Below are 14,491 nucleotides of genomic sequence, written 5' to 3'. Positions count from 1 at the left end.
GAGAAGCGATGACGTTCCAGCACACCGGCGCCTACGCCACGGGCACGGGCATAGCGGCCCAGCGTGCCCGGGCCAGGACCAGGAGACGCCGCTCCGCCACCCCCCTCCTGCGTGATCTGCGCGAGCGCGGCGGCCGGGGCCCCCGCGTGCTCTCCTTCGCCACCGGTGACCTCGTCGTCGTCTCCGGGCTGCCCGGCAGCGGCAAGTCGACGCTCATGCGGCGCGCGGCCGAGGGCCTGGGCATCGATTCGCAGGACGCCCGCGAGCGGTGGGAAGCGCGTCTCCCCCGCTTCCTGCCGTACGCCGTCTACCGTCCGCTGGCCCGCGTCGCGCACTACGCGGGGCTGCGCCGCGCGCTGCGCGCCGGCCGGAGCGTGGTCGTCCACGACTGCGGCACCCAGTCCTGGGTGCGCAACTGGCTCGCCCGGGAGGCCCGCCGCCGGGGCAGCTCCCTGCACCTCATCCTGCTCGACGTCACCCCGGCCGCCGCCCGCGAGGGTCAGCGCGAGCGCGGCCGCGGCGTGTCGGGCTACGCCTTCGCCCGGCACCGCCGGGCGGTCGGCCGGCTGCTGCGCGCCGTCGAGTCCGGCCGCCTGCCGCGCGGCTGCGCCTCGGCGACCCTTCTGGACCGGGACGCGGCAGGCGCCCTGCGCACCATCGGATTCCGTGACGCGGAGTGACGCGTCACCGTGCGGAGTGACGCCGGGAGGCGTCCGGCCGCCGCCGGACGCTGATGCGGACCGGCATACTCCGTACGCTTTTGGCCACGACGGCACCGGGGCGGCGTTAGGGTTCTGCCCCGAGGGCGCCGTGACCAGGGCGTGCAGGATGCGACCAGGGCGCGCGAGAAGGGGAACCGAGAACCGTGGACGTCACATGGCCGGGCAATGAGCTCGAAGAGGTGCTGGCAGCCTCGCTCGGCAACCCCGCCGCCGGAGGCCGGCTCGTCGAGGTGCTCGGACGGAGCCCCGTCTGGGTGCCCCTCCCCAACGGCGGCAGCCCCGAGAGCCGCGACCTGGACCTGCCCACGATGGAGATCGACGGACTGCCCTACGTCCCGGTCTTCAGCTCCGAGCAGCAGTTCCTGGCCTGCGTCGGCTCCCACATGTCCTTCACCGTCGCCCCGGCCCGCGACTTCGCCCGCGGTCTGCCGCCGCAGCTCGGCATCGCCGTGAACCCCGGCGGCACGGTCGGCGCCCCCCTGCCCCCGCCGGCCGTCGCCGAGCTGTGCCGGGTCGGCCGCACCCCGCTGGACGGCCCCGCGACCGGCGGCCGGGTCCGGCTGTTCGAGCCCGACTGGCAGGACGACCCCGTCGATTTCCTCGCCGCCGCGTCCGCCGAGTTCGAGGCCACCGGAGTCGTCGTCAGCGCGCGCCGCGCCCTGGCCAGTGTCGAGGGCACGGAACCCGCGCTCTTCGTCGGTGTCCAGCTCGCCACCTGGGACGGCGTCGACCGCAACGCGCCGCTCGACGCGCTCGGCCGCGCACTGGGCCGGGTCGAGGTGGCCTGGCCGGTCAATCTCATCCTGCTGGATGTCGCGCAGGACCCGGTCGGCGACTGGATGCTGGAGCAGGTGCGCCCCTTCTACCAGCGGGGCTCCGCGTCATGAAGCGTGATCGGTGGACGGAAGAGGGGCGGGACCAAGGGTGAGCGCGTCAGGCACCGCTGCGGCCGGACAGATCGAGCACATGCTGCGGCAGGTGGCACCCGGACGCTACGACGCGTACGAACAGCTGCTGCACGCCCTCGCCGACGGCACGGTGTGGATGCTGCTCTGGCAGGGCGCCCCCGGCTCGCCGGACGCCCAGTACGGGAACATGGAGGTCGACGGCTTCGGGTACGCCCCCTGCGTCACCTCCGCCCAGGAGCTCGCCGCCTCCGGCTGGAACCGCGCCCACGAGGTGGTCACCGGCGGCGACATCGCCCGCACGCTCTACCCCGACCGCTGGGGCATCTGGCTGAACCCGCACGACCCGGGCGGCGGCGTCGGCATCCCCTGGGCCGATCTCCGGCGGATCGCCACCGGTCTCGACCGGATGCCCGCCGGGCCCCTGCGGCTGTCCGAACCCGCCCTGGAGATCCCGCAGTTCTACGCGCTCCTGACCCAGAACGCCCACCGCACCCCGGCCGTACGGGCGTTGCGCCGCGCCTGGGTGCAACCCGCGCTGGGATCCCCGTACCTCGCCATCGGGCTCGACCTGTACGACACCTCCGCCGCCTCGGTCGAGGCGGTGCGGGCGATGATGCGTCAGTCCGTCTCCGCGGTCCCCGACGGGCTGCCCGTCTCCACGGTCGCGATGTCCGACGAGTACGACCCGGTGGCGATGTGGCTGCGGGCCAACGCCCGGCCGTTCTACGACCGCGACGCGCACGTCCCGGTCTACCGCTGAGACCTCCGCGAGACCTGACCTCGCGTCCGTATCGCGAGACGACTGTCCGAAAAGGCCGCACCGAGAACACTCGGTGCGGCCTTCGTCGTCCTCGGCGAATCCACCCAAAAAGCAGCCCGGAAGGCCCTGTTGGCCGTGATGTCCGTTCCGTGCCGAAGGGGTGGTGTTGCTTCGCTCAGCAGAGCTGCCGGTCCGGATAACGGAAGGCTTCGGGCCACATCACGGTTGCGCATCACATCTCCGGCAGGTCTGGCGGGTGATCGTGAGCCCGATGAAGACTCCCCCCAACCGAGAGCCGGACGGCCCGCGACCACCAGCTCTTCACACGCACTTCAGATGCTCTTCGCGGCACTCCGTACGTCCCAGCAGCACCTGTACGCACCATCAGCGACACCGACGTGAGACAAGCCGCTACAGCGGCGGGCATGGGCCGGCCACCGTCGGCCGAGAGGGGTCCCCACCACGATGACGGCACCACTGCACGACACAGCCGCGGACGAAATCGCTGCTGTCGCCGCCAAAGTCCCTGCCAAGGCCATCGAGGGCCGTTCCCCCGGCCGTATCGCATGGACGCGCCTCAAGCGCGACAAGGTCGCACTGACGGGCGCGTTCATCGTGCTCTTCCTCATCCTCGTCGCCGTCTTCGCGCCGCAGATCGTCAGCCTCCTCGGGCACCCGCCCAACGAGTTCCACGAGGACATGCTCGACCCCGACCTGGGCACCCCCAAGGGCGCCTTCGGCGGGATGAGTTCGGACTTCCTCCTGGGCGTGGAGCCGACCAACGGACGCGACGTCTTCAGCCGCATCGTCTACGGCGCGCGCATCTCGCTCCTCGTCGCCTTCCTGGCCGCCTTCGTCTCCGTGGTCATCGGCAGCGTCCTGGGCGCCGTCGCCGGATTCTTCGGCGGCTGGGTCGACGCGATCATCAGCCGGCTGATGGACCTGCTGCTCGCCTTCCCGCAGCTGCTCTTCACCATCGCGCTGGTCTCCGTGGTCCCCAACTCGCTCTGGGGCCTGACCGGCACCGGCGTCCGCATGGGCGTCCTGATCGTCGTCATCGGCTTCTTCGGCTGGCCGTACATCGGCCGCATCGTCCGGGGCCAGACGATCTCGCTGCGCGAGCGGGAGTACGTGGAGGCCGCCCGCTCCCTGGGCGCCGGCCGCGGCTACATCCTCCGCAAGGAGCTCCTGCCCAACCTGGTCGCCCCGATCCTCGTCTACACGACGCTGATCATCCCGACCAACATCCTCACCGAGGCGGCCCTGAGCTTCCTGGGCGCCGGCGTCAAGCCGCCCACCGCGTCCTGGGGAAAGATGCTCTCCGACGCCGTCCCGATCTACCAGGCGGACCCGATGTTCATGGTGGTCCCCGGTCTCGCGATCTTCATCACCGTCCTGGCGTTCAACCTCTTCGGGGACGGGCTGCGTGACGCACTCGACCCCAAGGGCAGCTGAACCGATTCACCTGATTCACCTGAATCCATTCCTGGGAGGTTGGAACACAGTGATCCGCAGAAAGAAGGCAGCAGCGCTGACCGCGCTGGTCGCCGCGCTCTCCCTGACCGCGGCGTGCGGCGGCGGCGGCAGCGACGACAGCGGCAAGGGCAACAGCGCCGCCGGAGCAGGCTTCGACGCGGCGACCAAGGGCTTCGTCAACGTCTCCGACAAGAAGGGCGGCGAGCTCAAGCTCTGGTCGCCCCAGGACGTCGACTACCTGGACCCGGCGCGTGCCTACTACGGCTTCGTCTGGAACCTGCAGCGCCTGTACGTCCGCCAGCTGCTCGCGTACGACAGCAAGCCGGGCGACGCGGGCACCAAGCTGGTCCCGGACCTCGCCGAGGCCCTGCCGGTCCTCAGCAACGGCGGCAAGACCTACACGCTGAAGCTGAAGGACGGCGTCAAGTTCGAGGACGGCACGCCCGTCACCTCCAAGGACATCAAGTACGGCATCGAGCGCGTCTTCGCGCAGGACGTGCTGTCCGGCGGTCCGACCTACCTGATCGACGTCCTCGACCAGGGCCAGAAGTACCCCGGCCCGTACAAGGACAAGGCCGCCGACAAGCTCGGCCTGAAGTCGGTCCAGACCCCCGACGACAAGACCATCGTCTTCAACCTGGCGAAGCCGAACTCGGACTTCTCCTACCTGCTGGCGATGCCGTCCTCCTCGCCGGTCCCGATGGCCAAGGACACGGGCGCCAAGTACACCAACAAGCCGCTGTCCACCGGCCCGTACAAGGTGACCAGCTTCACCGCCGGCAAGGGCGCGACCTTCGAGCGCAACCCGCACTGGGACCCGAAGACCGACACGATCCGCAAGGGTCTGCCGGACAAGGTCTCCTTCACGGTGACCACCAACCCGGACGACATGGACCAGCGTCTGCTGTCCGGTGACATCGACCTCGCGGTCGACGGCACCGGTGTCCAGAACGCCGCGAAGATCAAGATCCTGCAGGACCCGAAGCTGAAGGCCAACGCGGACAACCCGTTCACGGGTTACATCCGCTACATGGTCTTCCCGCAGACGGTCGCGCCGTTCGACAACATCGAGTGCCGCAAGGCCGTCATCTACGCGGCCGACCCGAAGTCCCTGCAGACCGCCCGTGGCGGCCCGACCTCCGGTGACCTCGGCGCCAACATGCTGCCGCCCGGCATCCCCGGCTCGGACAAGTCGTACGACCCGTACGGCCTGACCGGCGGCAAGCCGCAGGTCGACAAGGCCAAGGCCGCCCTGGCCGCCTGTGGCAAGCCGAACGGCTTCAAGACCACGATCGCGGTCCGCAACAACCGCGCCCCCGAGGTCAAGACCGCCGAGTCCCTGCAGGCCGCGCTGAAGGCCGTGGGCATCGACGCCTCGATCGACCAGTACGACGGCAAGCTCTCCTCCTCCACGATCGGTTCGCCCGAGAACGTGAAGAAGAAGGGCTACGGCATCATCGTCATGGGCTGGGGTGCCGACTACAACTCCGGCTCCGGCTTCCTGCAGCCGCTGGTGGACGGCTCGTTCATCCTGCCGAACGGCAACAACAACTACTCGATGCTGAACGACCCCGAGGTGAACGGCCTGTTCGACAAGGCCGCCGACGCCCCGACGCCGGCCGAGGCCGCGCCGTTCTACACCGAGATCAACAAGAAGATCATGGAGAAGGCGCTCTACCTGCCGATCAACTTCGACAAGGCGCTCGTCTACCACAACCCCCGCCTGACGAACGTCTACTTCAACGAGTCGATGGGCAAGATCGACCTCGCCACCGTGGGCGTCGTCAAGTAACAGCAGGACATGTGCCTTCACCCCACATGCGCTAGTTCGAAGGGCAGGTGAAGGCCGCAGGCGGCGGCTGTCGTCCCCACAAGGGGCGGCAGCCGCCCGCCCCGAGCGGCCGACTGCAGTGCTCGTCTACCTCATCCGGCGGCTTTTCAACGTCGTCGCAACGCTGCTGGTGGTCTCCGCGGTCACCTTCGGCATCTTCTTCGCGGTGCCGAAAATAACCGGCAGCGACCCGGCGCTCATGTACGCGGGCCGCGAGACCAACGAAACCGCTCTTGCGGGCATCCGCGTGAAGATGGGCTTCGACAAGTCCATCCCCGAGCAGTACGGACTGTTCCTCAAGGGCATAGTCGCCGGCCGCGACTACAACCAGGGCACGGAGGTGACGCACTGCCCCGCGCCGTGCTTCGGCTACTCCTTCAAGGCGGAGCAGCCGGTGTGGGAGCTCCTGCTCGACCGCATCCCGGTCACGCTCTCCCTCGCCAGCGGCGCGGTGATCCTCTGGGTGATCGGTGGTGTCCTGACGGGCGTGATCTCCGCCTTGCGCAGGGGCACGATCTGGGACAGGGCGACGATGGTGTCGGCACTCGCCGGCGTCTCGCTGCCCATCTACTTCACGGGCATGCTGGCCAGCGCGATCTTCGTCTACTCCCTGGAGTGGCTGGAGGCCAGCAACTACCGGCCCTTGGCGGAGGATCCAGCGGCCTGGTTCAACAGCATGATCCTGCCCTGGGTGACGCTGGCGTTCCTCTTCGCCGCCACGTACGCCCGCATCACCCGCGCCACCATGCTGGAGGTCCTCGGTGAGGACTACATCCGCACGGCCCGCGCGAAGGGGCTCAAGGAGAACGTGGTCATCGGCAAGCACGCCCTGCGTTCGACCCTGACCCCCGTCATCACCCTCGTCGGACTCGACCTCGGTGCCCTCATGGGCGGCGCCGTGCTCACCGAGACGACCTTCAACTTCCAGGGCCTCGGCACCGCCGCGGTCGGCGCCATCGGCGCCGGTGACCTGCCCGTCATCATGGGCGTCACCCTCATCGCGGCCTTCTTCGTCGTCATGGCGAACCTGATCGTGGACATCATGTACTCCGTCGTCGACCCGCGCGTGAGGCTGACGTGACCGAGACCCCGCTGAACAACGACAGCCCCGCGGGCGCCACCACCGGTCCGGTCGGCGTTCCCGTCCAGGCCGGCCCGCCGAGCGACGCGTACCTCTCGGTGCGTGACCTCAAGGTCCACTTCCCGACCGACGACGGCCTGGTCAAGTCCGTCGACGGCCTCTCCTTCGACCTGGCCCGCGGCAAGACCCTCGGCATCGTGGGCGAGTCCGGCTCCGGCAAGTCGGTCAGCTCGCTCGCCATCATGGGCCTGCACCGCACCGGCCACAGCCGAAACCGCCCCGTGATCGAGGGCGAGATCTGGCTCGACGGCGAGGAGCTGATCGGCGCCGACGCCGATGCCGTACGACGCCTGCGCGGCCGGAAGATGGCGATGGTCTTCCAGGACCCGCTGTCCGCGATGCACCCGTACTACTCGGTCGGCAAGCAGATCGTGGAGGCGTACCGCACCCACAACCGCGTCGACAAGAAGGCTGCCCGCAAGCGCGCGGTCGAGATGCTCGACCGGGTCGGCATCCCCGAGCCCGACAAGCGCTTCGACGCCTACCCCCACGAGTTCTCGGGCGGTATGCGCCAGCGCGCGATGATCGCGATGTCGCTGGTCAACAACCCCGAACTGCTGATCGCCGACGAGCCGACCACCGCGCTCGACGTGACCGTGCAGGCGCAGATCCTGGACCTGATCCGGGACCTGCAGAAGGAGTTCGGCTCGGCCGTCATCATGATCACGCACGACCTCGGCGTCGTCGCCGAGCTCGCCGACGACATCCTCGTGATGTACGGCGGGCGGTGCATCGAGCGCGGTCCGGCCGAGGCGGTCTTCTACGAGCCGCAGCACCCCTACACCTGGGGTCTGCTGGGCTCGATGCCGCGGATCGACCGGGAGCAGACCGACCGGCTCATTCCGGTCAAGGGCTCGCCCCCCAGCCTCATCAACATCCCGAGCGGCTGTGCGTTCCACCCGCGCTGCCCGTACGCGGACGTGCCCAAGGGCGGCATCACGCGCACGGAGCGTCCCGAGCTGCGGCTCGCGCCGAGCGGTGAGGGGCCCGGCCGTCACTACTCCGCCTGCCACATGTCGGCGGAGGAGCGGACCCGGATCTGGACCGAAGAGATTGCGCCGAAGCTGTGAGCGACAACAAGACGACGGGGAGCAGCCCCGAGCCGCTGCTCAAGGTCAGCGGCCTGGTGAAGCACTTCCCGATCAAGAAGGGTGTGCTGAAGCGCCAGGTCGGGGCGGTCAAGGCGGTCGACGGCATCGACTTCGAGGTGCTGCCGGGTGAGACCCTCGGCGTCGTCGGCGAGTCCGGCTGCGGCAAGTCGACGATGGGCCGGCTGATCACCCGGCTCCTCGAACCGACGGGCGGGACCATCGAGTTCGAGGGCGTGGACGTCTCCCACCTGGGTGTGGCGAAGATGCGTCCGCTGCGCCGCGACATCCAGATGATCTTTCAGGATCCGTACGGCTCGCTGAACCCGCGGCACACGGTCGGCTCGATCATCTCGGCGCCGTTCAAGCTCCAGGGCGTGGAGCCCGAGGGCGGCGTCAAGAAGGAGGTCCAGCGCCTGCTGGGCCTGGTCGGCCTGAACCCGGAGCACTACAACCGCTACCCGCACGAGTTCTCCGGCGGTCAGCGCCAGCGCATCGGCATCGCGCGGGCGCTCGCCCTGAAGCCGAAGCTGGTCGTGGCCGACGAGCCGGTCTCCGCGCTGGACGTCTCCATCCAGGCGCAGGTGGTGAACCTCCTGGACGACCTCCAGGAGGAGCTGGGCCTCACGTACGTGATCATCGCCCACGACCTGTCGGTCATCCGGCACGTCTCGGACCGGATCGCCGTGATGTACCTCGGCAAGATCGTGGAGCTGGCGGACCGCACGTCCCTGTACGAGTCGCCGATGCACCCGTACACGAAGGCCCTGATGTCGGCGGTCCCCGTGCCGGACCCGCGGCGCCGGGGCGCGAAGAGCGAGCGGATCCTGCTCCAGGGCGATGTCCCCTCGCCGATCGCCCCGCCGCCGGGCTGCCGCTTCCACACCCGGTGCTGGAAGGCGACGGAGATCTGCAAGACGCAGGAGCCCCCGCTCCTCGAACTCCGTCCGGGCCAGCGCGTGGCCTGCCACCACCCGGAGAACGCGGAGGGGGTGACGGTGCCGTCGGCGCGGGAGTCGGTGGAGGTCTCGATCACGAAGCGGGACGCTCCGGAGTCCCTCTCCGAGGAAACCCCTGAGGTTCCCGAGGGCGACACGCCCAAGGCGTAGCACCGCGTAGGCGAGGCCCCCGCTGCCCTGCGGCACGGGGGCTTCGCGCTGCGCACACGAGCTCCAGGCGTCACGGCACCCCCGCGGCGCGGGGGTGCCGTGGGCGCTACGGTCCGGCGCGTCCGGCTCGCGGCGCGCGGGGTGCCGGCTTCGTGGGGCTACGGTCCAGCCCGCCCGGTCCGCGGGGTGCCGCCCTCGTGTGCGCTACGGTGCGGCCCGCCCGGCTCGCGGCGCGCAGTTGCCGCGCACCCCCGGGGTTCCGGGGCGGAGCCCCCGGTCCCGTCAGGGGTTCGGGGAGGGGCGGGGTGGGGGAGTCCGCTCGCCCACAGCGCGCGGCCCCCGCCCCGCGAGGACCCGGCACAATTGGGCGGTGCTCCACGACCTGTTCAGCCCCTCCGTACAACACGCCCTCGATCTCGTCGGCATCTTCGTCTTCGCCATCTCCGGCGCCCTCCTCGCCGTGCGCAAGAACTTCGACGTCTTCGGCATCGCGGTCCTCGCCGAGGTCACGGCCCTCGGCGGCGGCCTCCTCCGCGACCTGATCATCGGCGCCGTACCCCCCGCCGCCTTCACCGATCTCGGCTACTTCCTCATGCCGCTCGTCGCCACGGTCCTCGTCTTCTTCCTGCACCCCCAGGTGGAGCGCACCCAGAGGGCGGTCAACGTCTTCGACGCCGCCGGCCTCGGTCTCTTCTGCGTCACCGGCACCACCAAGGCGTACGACTACGGCCTCGGCCTCACCTCCTCCGCCGCGCTCGGCCTCGCGACCGCCGTCGGCGGCGGTGTCCTGCGCGACGTCCTCGCCAACGAGGTGCCCTCCCTCCTCCGCTGGGACCGGGACCTCTACGCCGTGCCCGCGATGGTGGGCGCCGCGATGGTCGCGCTCTGCATCCGCTTCGACGTCCTCAACGCGTACACCAGCGGCACCGCCGTCGTGACGGCCTTCGTGCTCCGCCTCCTCGCGATGCGCTACCACTGGCGCGCGCCCCGTGCCTGGAACCGGCGTTCGTCCGCCCAGGAGGAGCCCGAAAAAGCTACCGCTTAGTATTTCACTGCTGTACCGTCGTTGCCATGAGCACGAGCATCGAGACGACCGCGGGAACGAGCGAGTTCGACCGCGACACCGCCGTCACCCTCCGCGCCCCCGGTGTCTACGACGCCGAACTCTCCGCAGGTTGGACGATCATCAACGCCGTCAACGGCGGCTACCTCCTCGCCCTGCTCGGCCGCGCCCTCGGCGACCACCTGCCGCACCCGGACCCCTTCACGATCTCGGCGCACTACCTCACGCCCTCCGTGCCCGGCCCCGCCGTGATCCGCACCGAGACGGTCCGCACCGGCCGCACCCTCTCCACCGGCCAGGCCTCCCTCTTCCAGTACGCCGAGGACGGCACCGAGGTCGAGCGCATCCGGGTCCTCGCCTCGTACGGAGACCTCGACGCGCTCCCCGACGACGTCCGCACCTCCGCCACCCCGCCGGCCATCGCGCCCATCGAGAACTGCTTCGGCGCCTCCGACGGCCCCACCCCGCAGATCCCCGGCTCCAACGCCATCACCGAGCGGCTCGCCCTCAAGCTCGACCCGGCCACCGTCGGCTGGGCGATCGGCGCGCCCTCGGGCCGGGGCGAGATGCGCGGCTGGTTCGGCCTCGCCGACGGCCGTGAGCCCGACGCGTTCTCCCTGCTCCTCACCGTCGACGCCCTGCCGCCGACCTCCTTCGAGCTGGGCCTCAAGGGCTGGACCCCCACCGTCGAGCTCACCACCCACATCCGCTGCCGCCCGGCCCCCGGCCCGCTGCGCGTCTCCATCACCACCCGCAACCTCGCCGGCGGCTTCCTGGAGGAGGACGCCGAGGTCTGGGACAGCGCCGACCGGCTCGTCGCCCAGTCCCGCCAACTGGCCCGCGCCCCGCGGGGCTGATCCCGCGCGGCTACCGCGGGCCGGTGAAGTCGGACCGGCTGCTCTCCCTCCTGCTGCTCCTCCAGACCCGGGGCCTCGTCCCCGCCACGGAGCCCGAGCACGGGGAGGCGGAGTGGACCGAGGTCGAACCGGCTCTCGGCGAACCGGGCGAGGCCCGCCCCCTCCTGGCCCTCGGCGGCAGCATCGAGGTCCTGGAACCGGCGGAGGTCCGCGCGTTGCTGGCGGAGGCGGCGCGGGAGGTCGTCGCCCTCTACCAGGGCTCCGAAGCGGCCGATGGAGTGGCGGCGGACGAAGGTCCTCCAGGGAGGGGGGCGGGCACCCCCCCCCGGGCCCCGGCGCGCGTACCGGTCCACCCAACCAGGGCCCGCCGCCGGCGCCGTAAACCGGCCAGGGGCCCGAGGCGCGGCACCCGCCTCGTAGAATCGAGAAACCATGGCATACCTCGACCACGCCGCGACCACGCCCATGCTCCCCGAGGCGATCGAGGCGATGACCGCCCAGCTCGCCGTCACGGGCAACGCCTCCTCGCTCCACGCGGCCGGGCGGCACGCCCGGCGGACCGTCGAGGAGGCGCGCGAGACCCTCGCCGCCGCCCTGGGCGCCCGGCCCAGTGAGGTCGTCTTCACCTCCGGTGGCACCGAGGCCGACAACCTCGCCGTCAAGGGCCTGTACTGGGCCCGCCGCGACGCCGACCCCGCCCGCACCCGCGTCCTGGCCAGCCCTGTCGAGCACCACGCCGTCCTCGACGCCGTGGACTGGCTCGCCACGCACGAGGGCGCCACCGTCGAGTACCTGCCCGTGGACCGGTACGGCCGCGTCCACCCCGACGCCCTGCGCGAGGCGATCGCGCGCGAGCCGGAGACCGTCGCGCTCGCCACCGTCATGTGGGCGAACAACGAGATCGGCACGATCATGCCGGTACGCGAACTCGCCGATGCGGCCCGCGCGTTCGACGTCCCCCTGCACGCCGACGCGGTCCAGGCGGTCGGTCAGATTCCGGTCGACTTCGCCGCCTCCGGCCTCGCCGCCCTCACCGTCTCCGGCCACAAGATCGGCGGCCCGTACGGCATCGGAGCACTGCTGCTGGGCCGGGAGTACAGCCCCGTACCCGTCCTGCACGGCGGCGGACAGGAGCGCCACGTCCGCTCCGGCACCCTGGACGTCCCCGCCATCGCCGCGTTCGCGGTCGCCGGCCGGCTCGCCGCCGAGCGGCGCGAGGAGTTCGCCCGGGAGGTCGGCGCCCTGCGCGACGACCTCGTCGCCGCCGTCTTCGCCGCCGTCCCCGACGCCGTCCTCGGCGGCGACCCGGTCGACCGGCTCCCCGCCAACGCCCACTTCACCTTCCCCGGCTGCGAGGGCGACTCCCTGCTCCTGCTGCTCGACGCCCAGGGCATCGAATGCTCCACCGGCTCCGCCTGCACGGCCGGCGTCGCCCAGCCCAGCCACGTGCTGCTCGCCACCGGCACCGACCCGGACCTCGCCCGGGGCACCCTGCGCTTCACCCTCGGCCACACCTCCACGAAGGAGGACGTCGCGGCGGTCGCCGGAGCCATCGGCCCGGCCGTCGAGCGGGCGCGGACCGCGGGCCTCATGTGACCTGCCGCGAAGCCTCCCGTACGAGCCGCATGTAACCGTTCCAGTCCCAGTGCGGGCCGGGGTCCGTGTGGTCCGTCCCGGGCACCTCGACGTGCCCGATGATGTGCTTCCGGTCGACGGGGATGCCGTACCGGGCGCATATCCCGGCGGTCAGCCGCGCCGACGAGGCGTACATCGCCGGCGTGAAGTCCTGCGGCCGGTCGACGAAGCCCTCGTGCTCGATGCCCACGCTCCGCTCGTTCATGTCCCGGTTCCCGGCGTGGAAGGCCACGTCGAGCTCCCGGATCATCTGCGCGACCTGCCCGTCCTTGCGCACGACGTAATGGGTGGCGGCGCCGTGCCCCGGGTTCTTGAAGACTTTCAGGGCGGTCGCGTAGCTGCCCTGGACGACATGGATCACCACCCGGTCGATGGTGAAGTCCGCGGGCCGGTCCGCCCGCCGCCAGTTCGCCCGGGACGCGGCGTACCAGGCGGCGCCCTTGTGATCGAGCTCGCCCTCGACCCGGTCCTTCTCCGTGCCCGGCAGCCGCCACCAGGCGCGCGCCAGCTCGTCCCGGGCCAGCGCGCCCGTACCCAGCACCGCGATGCCACCGCCCAGCAGGACGGCTCGCCGTCCCACCCCCCGCTTCTTCTCGCTCCCCATGTGCAGGACAACGCTCACACACGTGATGGCGGTTCCCGGCGCCCCGTACCCTGGTAGAGCTATGACTGAGACTCCCCAGCGCCGCCTCCGTGTCCTTGCCGCCATGTCGGGTGGCGTCGACTCCGCCGTCGCCGCCGCCAGGGCCGCCGAAGCCGGGCACGACGTCACCGGCGTGCACCTCGCGCTCTCCGCGAACCCGCAGTCCTTCCGCACCGGCGCGCGCGGCTGCTGCACCATCGAGGATTCCCGCGACGCCCGCCGGGCGGCGGACGTCATCGGCATCCCCTTCTACGTCTGGGACCTCGCCGAGCGATTCCGTGAGGACGTCGTCGACGACTTCGTCGCGGAGTACGAGGCGGGCCGCACCCCCAACCCGTGCCTGCGCTGCAACGAGAAGATCAAGTTCGCGGCGCTGCTCGACAAGGCGCTCGCGCTCGGTTTCGACGCGGTCTGCACCGGCCACTACGCCACGGTCGTCCTGAACGAGGACGGCACGCGCGAGCTGCACCGTGCCTCCGACATGGCCAAGGACCAGTCGTACGTCCTCGGAGTCCTGGACGAGAAGCAGCTGGCCCACGCGATGTTCCCGCTGGGCGACACCCTCACCACCAAGGACGAGATCCGGGCGGAGGCGGAGCGTCGCGGGCTCGCGGTGGCGAAGAAGCCCGACAGCCACGACATCTGCTTCATCGCCGACGGCGACACCCAGGGCTTCCTGGCCTCCCGGCTCGGCCGGGCGGAGGGCGACATCGTCGACGAGTCGGGTACGAAGGTGGGCACCCACGAGGGCGCGTACGGCTTCACCATCGGCCAGCGCAAGGGCCTGCGGATCGGCCACCCGGCACCGGACGGCAAGCCGCGCTACGTCCTCGACATCTCGCCCGTGAACAACACGGTCACCGTCGGCCCGGCCGAGGCGCTCGACGTCACCGCGCTCACGGCGATCAAGCCCCGCTGGTGCGGCACGGCCCCGGAGGGCTCCGGCCGCTACACCGCCCAGCTGCGCGCCCACGGCGGCGAGACCGAGGTGACGGCCTCGCTGGAGGACGGCGAGCTGAAGGTCTCCTTCGACGAGCCGGTCCGGGGCGTCGCCCCCGGCCAGGCGATCGTGCTGTACGACGGCACGCGCGTGGTGGGCTCGGCGACGATCGCGACGACGGCACGACGCACGGAGGCGGGCGTCTGACGAAGGAGTCCCTTAGGGGGAGGGCGTCGGAGGCGGGCGTCTGACCAAGGCGTCCCTTAGGGGGAGGGCGCCCCTCCGAGGGAGGGCGCTCGGAGGCGGGCGTCCGACGAG

13 protein-coding genes are annotated in these 14,491 nt (G+C 71.1%); 12 read left to right on the top strand and 1 reads right to left on the bottom strand.

The window, feature by feature from the left end; genetic code table 11:
* Positions 1–8 precede the first annotated feature (8 nt).
* From ACZ4VW_RS00150 to ACZ4VW_RS00100, 11 genes are all read left to right on the top strand, one after another.
* Positions 9–680 (top strand): AAA family ATPase, encoded by a 672-nt coding sequence (locus ACZ4VW_RS00150; RefSeq protein WP_467956764.1) that lies wholly within the window; start codon positions 9–11, stop codon positions 678–680.
* 185 nt (positions 681–865) lie between these two features.
* A complete protein-coding gene (locus tag ACZ4VW_RS00145) occupies positions 866–1,609 on the top strand; it encodes an enhanced serine sensitivity protein SseB (protein WP_467956762.1) in 744 nt (247 codons plus the stop codon).
* Between the two features lie 37 nt (positions 1,610–1,646).
* Positions 1,647–2,390, top strand: a complete 744-nt coding sequence (locus tag ACZ4VW_RS00140; protein ID WP_467956760.1) for an enhanced serine sensitivity protein SseB C-terminal domain-containing protein — start codon at positions 1,647–1,649, stop codon at positions 2,388–2,390.
* Between the two features lie 465 nt (positions 2,391–2,855).
* Positions 2,856–3,845 (top strand): ABC transporter permease, encoded by a 990-nt coding sequence (locus ACZ4VW_RS00135; RefSeq protein ID WP_467956758.1) that lies wholly within the window; start codon positions 2,856–2,858, stop codon positions 3,843–3,845.
* A gap of 49 nt (positions 3,846–3,894) precedes the next feature.
* Positions 3,895–5,658, top strand: a complete 1,764-nt coding sequence (locus ACZ4VW_RS00130; protein WP_467956756.1) for an ABC transporter substrate-binding protein — start codon at positions 3,895–3,897, stop codon at positions 5,656–5,658.
* A 118-nt stretch (positions 5,659–5,776) separates the two neighbouring features.
* The gene (locus tag ACZ4VW_RS00125) at positions 5,777–6,778 is read left to right on the top strand and encodes an ABC transporter permease (protein ID WP_467956754.1); all 1,002 of its coding nucleotides are present in this window, start codon (positions 5,777–5,779) and stop codon (positions 6,776–6,778) included.
* A complete protein-coding gene (locus ACZ4VW_RS00120) occupies positions 6,775–7,908 on the top strand; it encodes an ABC transporter ATP-binding protein (RefSeq protein ID WP_467956753.1) in 1,134 nt (377 codons plus the stop codon). Before ACZ4VW_RS00125 ends, ACZ4VW_RS00120 begins: the two co-directional genes overlap by 4 nt.
* The gene (locus tag ACZ4VW_RS00115; protein ID WP_467956751.1) at positions 7,905–9,035 is read left to right on the top strand and encodes an ABC transporter ATP-binding protein; all 1,131 of its coding nucleotides are present in this window, start codon (positions 7,905–7,907) and stop codon (positions 9,033–9,035) included. The genes ACZ4VW_RS00120 and ACZ4VW_RS00115 overlap by 4 nt, the downstream gene beginning before the upstream one ends.
* A gap of 370 nt (positions 9,036–9,405) precedes the next feature.
* Complete coding sequence (locus tag ACZ4VW_RS00110) at positions 9,406–10,080, top strand: trimeric intracellular cation channel family protein (RefSeq protein ID WP_467956749.1); 675 nt, start codon at positions 9,406–9,408, stop codon at positions 10,078–10,080.
* A gap of 26 nt (positions 10,081–10,106) precedes the next feature.
* A complete protein-coding gene (locus ACZ4VW_RS00105) occupies positions 10,107–10,955 on the top strand; it encodes a thioesterase family protein (RefSeq protein WP_467956747.1) in 849 nt (282 codons plus the stop codon).
* Positions 10,956–11,387: 432 nt separating this feature from the next.
* Entirely contained in the window at positions 11,388–12,551 is a 1,164-nt protein-coding gene (locus ACZ4VW_RS00100) for a cysteine desulfurase family protein (RefSeq protein WP_467956745.1), read from the top strand.
* Here the strand turns inward: ACZ4VW_RS00100 and ACZ4VW_RS00095 are convergent.
* Positions 12,544–13,194, bottom strand: coding sequence for an N-acetylmuramoyl-L-alanine amidase (locus ACZ4VW_RS00095; protein WP_467958101.1), 651 nt, complete (start codon positions 13,192–13,194; stop codon positions 12,544–12,546). The two genes, ACZ4VW_RS00100 and ACZ4VW_RS00095, sit on opposite strands and share 8 nt — an antisense overlap.
* A 61-nt stretch (positions 13,195–13,255) precedes the next feature.
* On the opposite strand from ACZ4VW_RS00095, the gene mnmA reads away from it, so the two are divergent.
* A complete protein-coding gene (gene mnmA / locus ACZ4VW_RS00090; RefSeq protein ID WP_467956743.1) occupies positions 13,256–14,380 on the top strand; it encodes a tRNA 2-thiouridine(34) synthase MnmA in 1,125 nt (374 codons plus the stop codon).
* Positions 14,381–14,491 lie beyond the last annotated feature (111 nt).

This window comes from Streptomyces sp. NPDC029139, from assembly GCF_055564335.1.
Note: the sequence above shows the minus strand (reverse complement) of the source record. Positions and strands in the feature narration are given on the sequence as shown.

What these genes read in the sequence shown, in the direction of transcription:
- ACZ4VW_RS00150 (WP_467956764.1), top strand. Translation starts at nt 9, where the DNA reads ATGACGTTCCAGCACACCGGCGCCTACGCCACGGGCACGGGCATAGCG.
- ACZ4VW_RS00135 (WP_467956758.1), top strand. Translation starts at nt 2,856, where the DNA reads ATGACGGCACCACTGCACGACACAGCCGCGGACGAAATCGCTGCTGTC.
- ACZ4VW_RS00105 (WP_467956747.1), top strand. Translation starts at nt 10,107, where the DNA reads ATGAGCACGAGCATCGAGACGACCGCGGGAACGAGCGAGTTCGACCGC.
- ACZ4VW_RS00100 (WP_467956745.1), top strand. Translation starts at nt 11,388, where the DNA reads ATGGCATACCTCGACCACGCCGCGACCACGCCCATGCTCCCCGAGGCG.
- ACZ4VW_RS00095 (WP_467958101.1), bottom strand. Translation starts at nt 13,194, where the DNA reads ATGGGGAGCGAGAAGAAGCGGGGGGTGGGACGGCGAGCCGTCCTGCTG.
- mnmA (WP_467956743.1), top strand. Translation starts at nt 13,256, where the DNA reads ATGACTGAGACTCCCCAGCGCCGCCTCCGTGTCCTTGCCGCCATGTCG.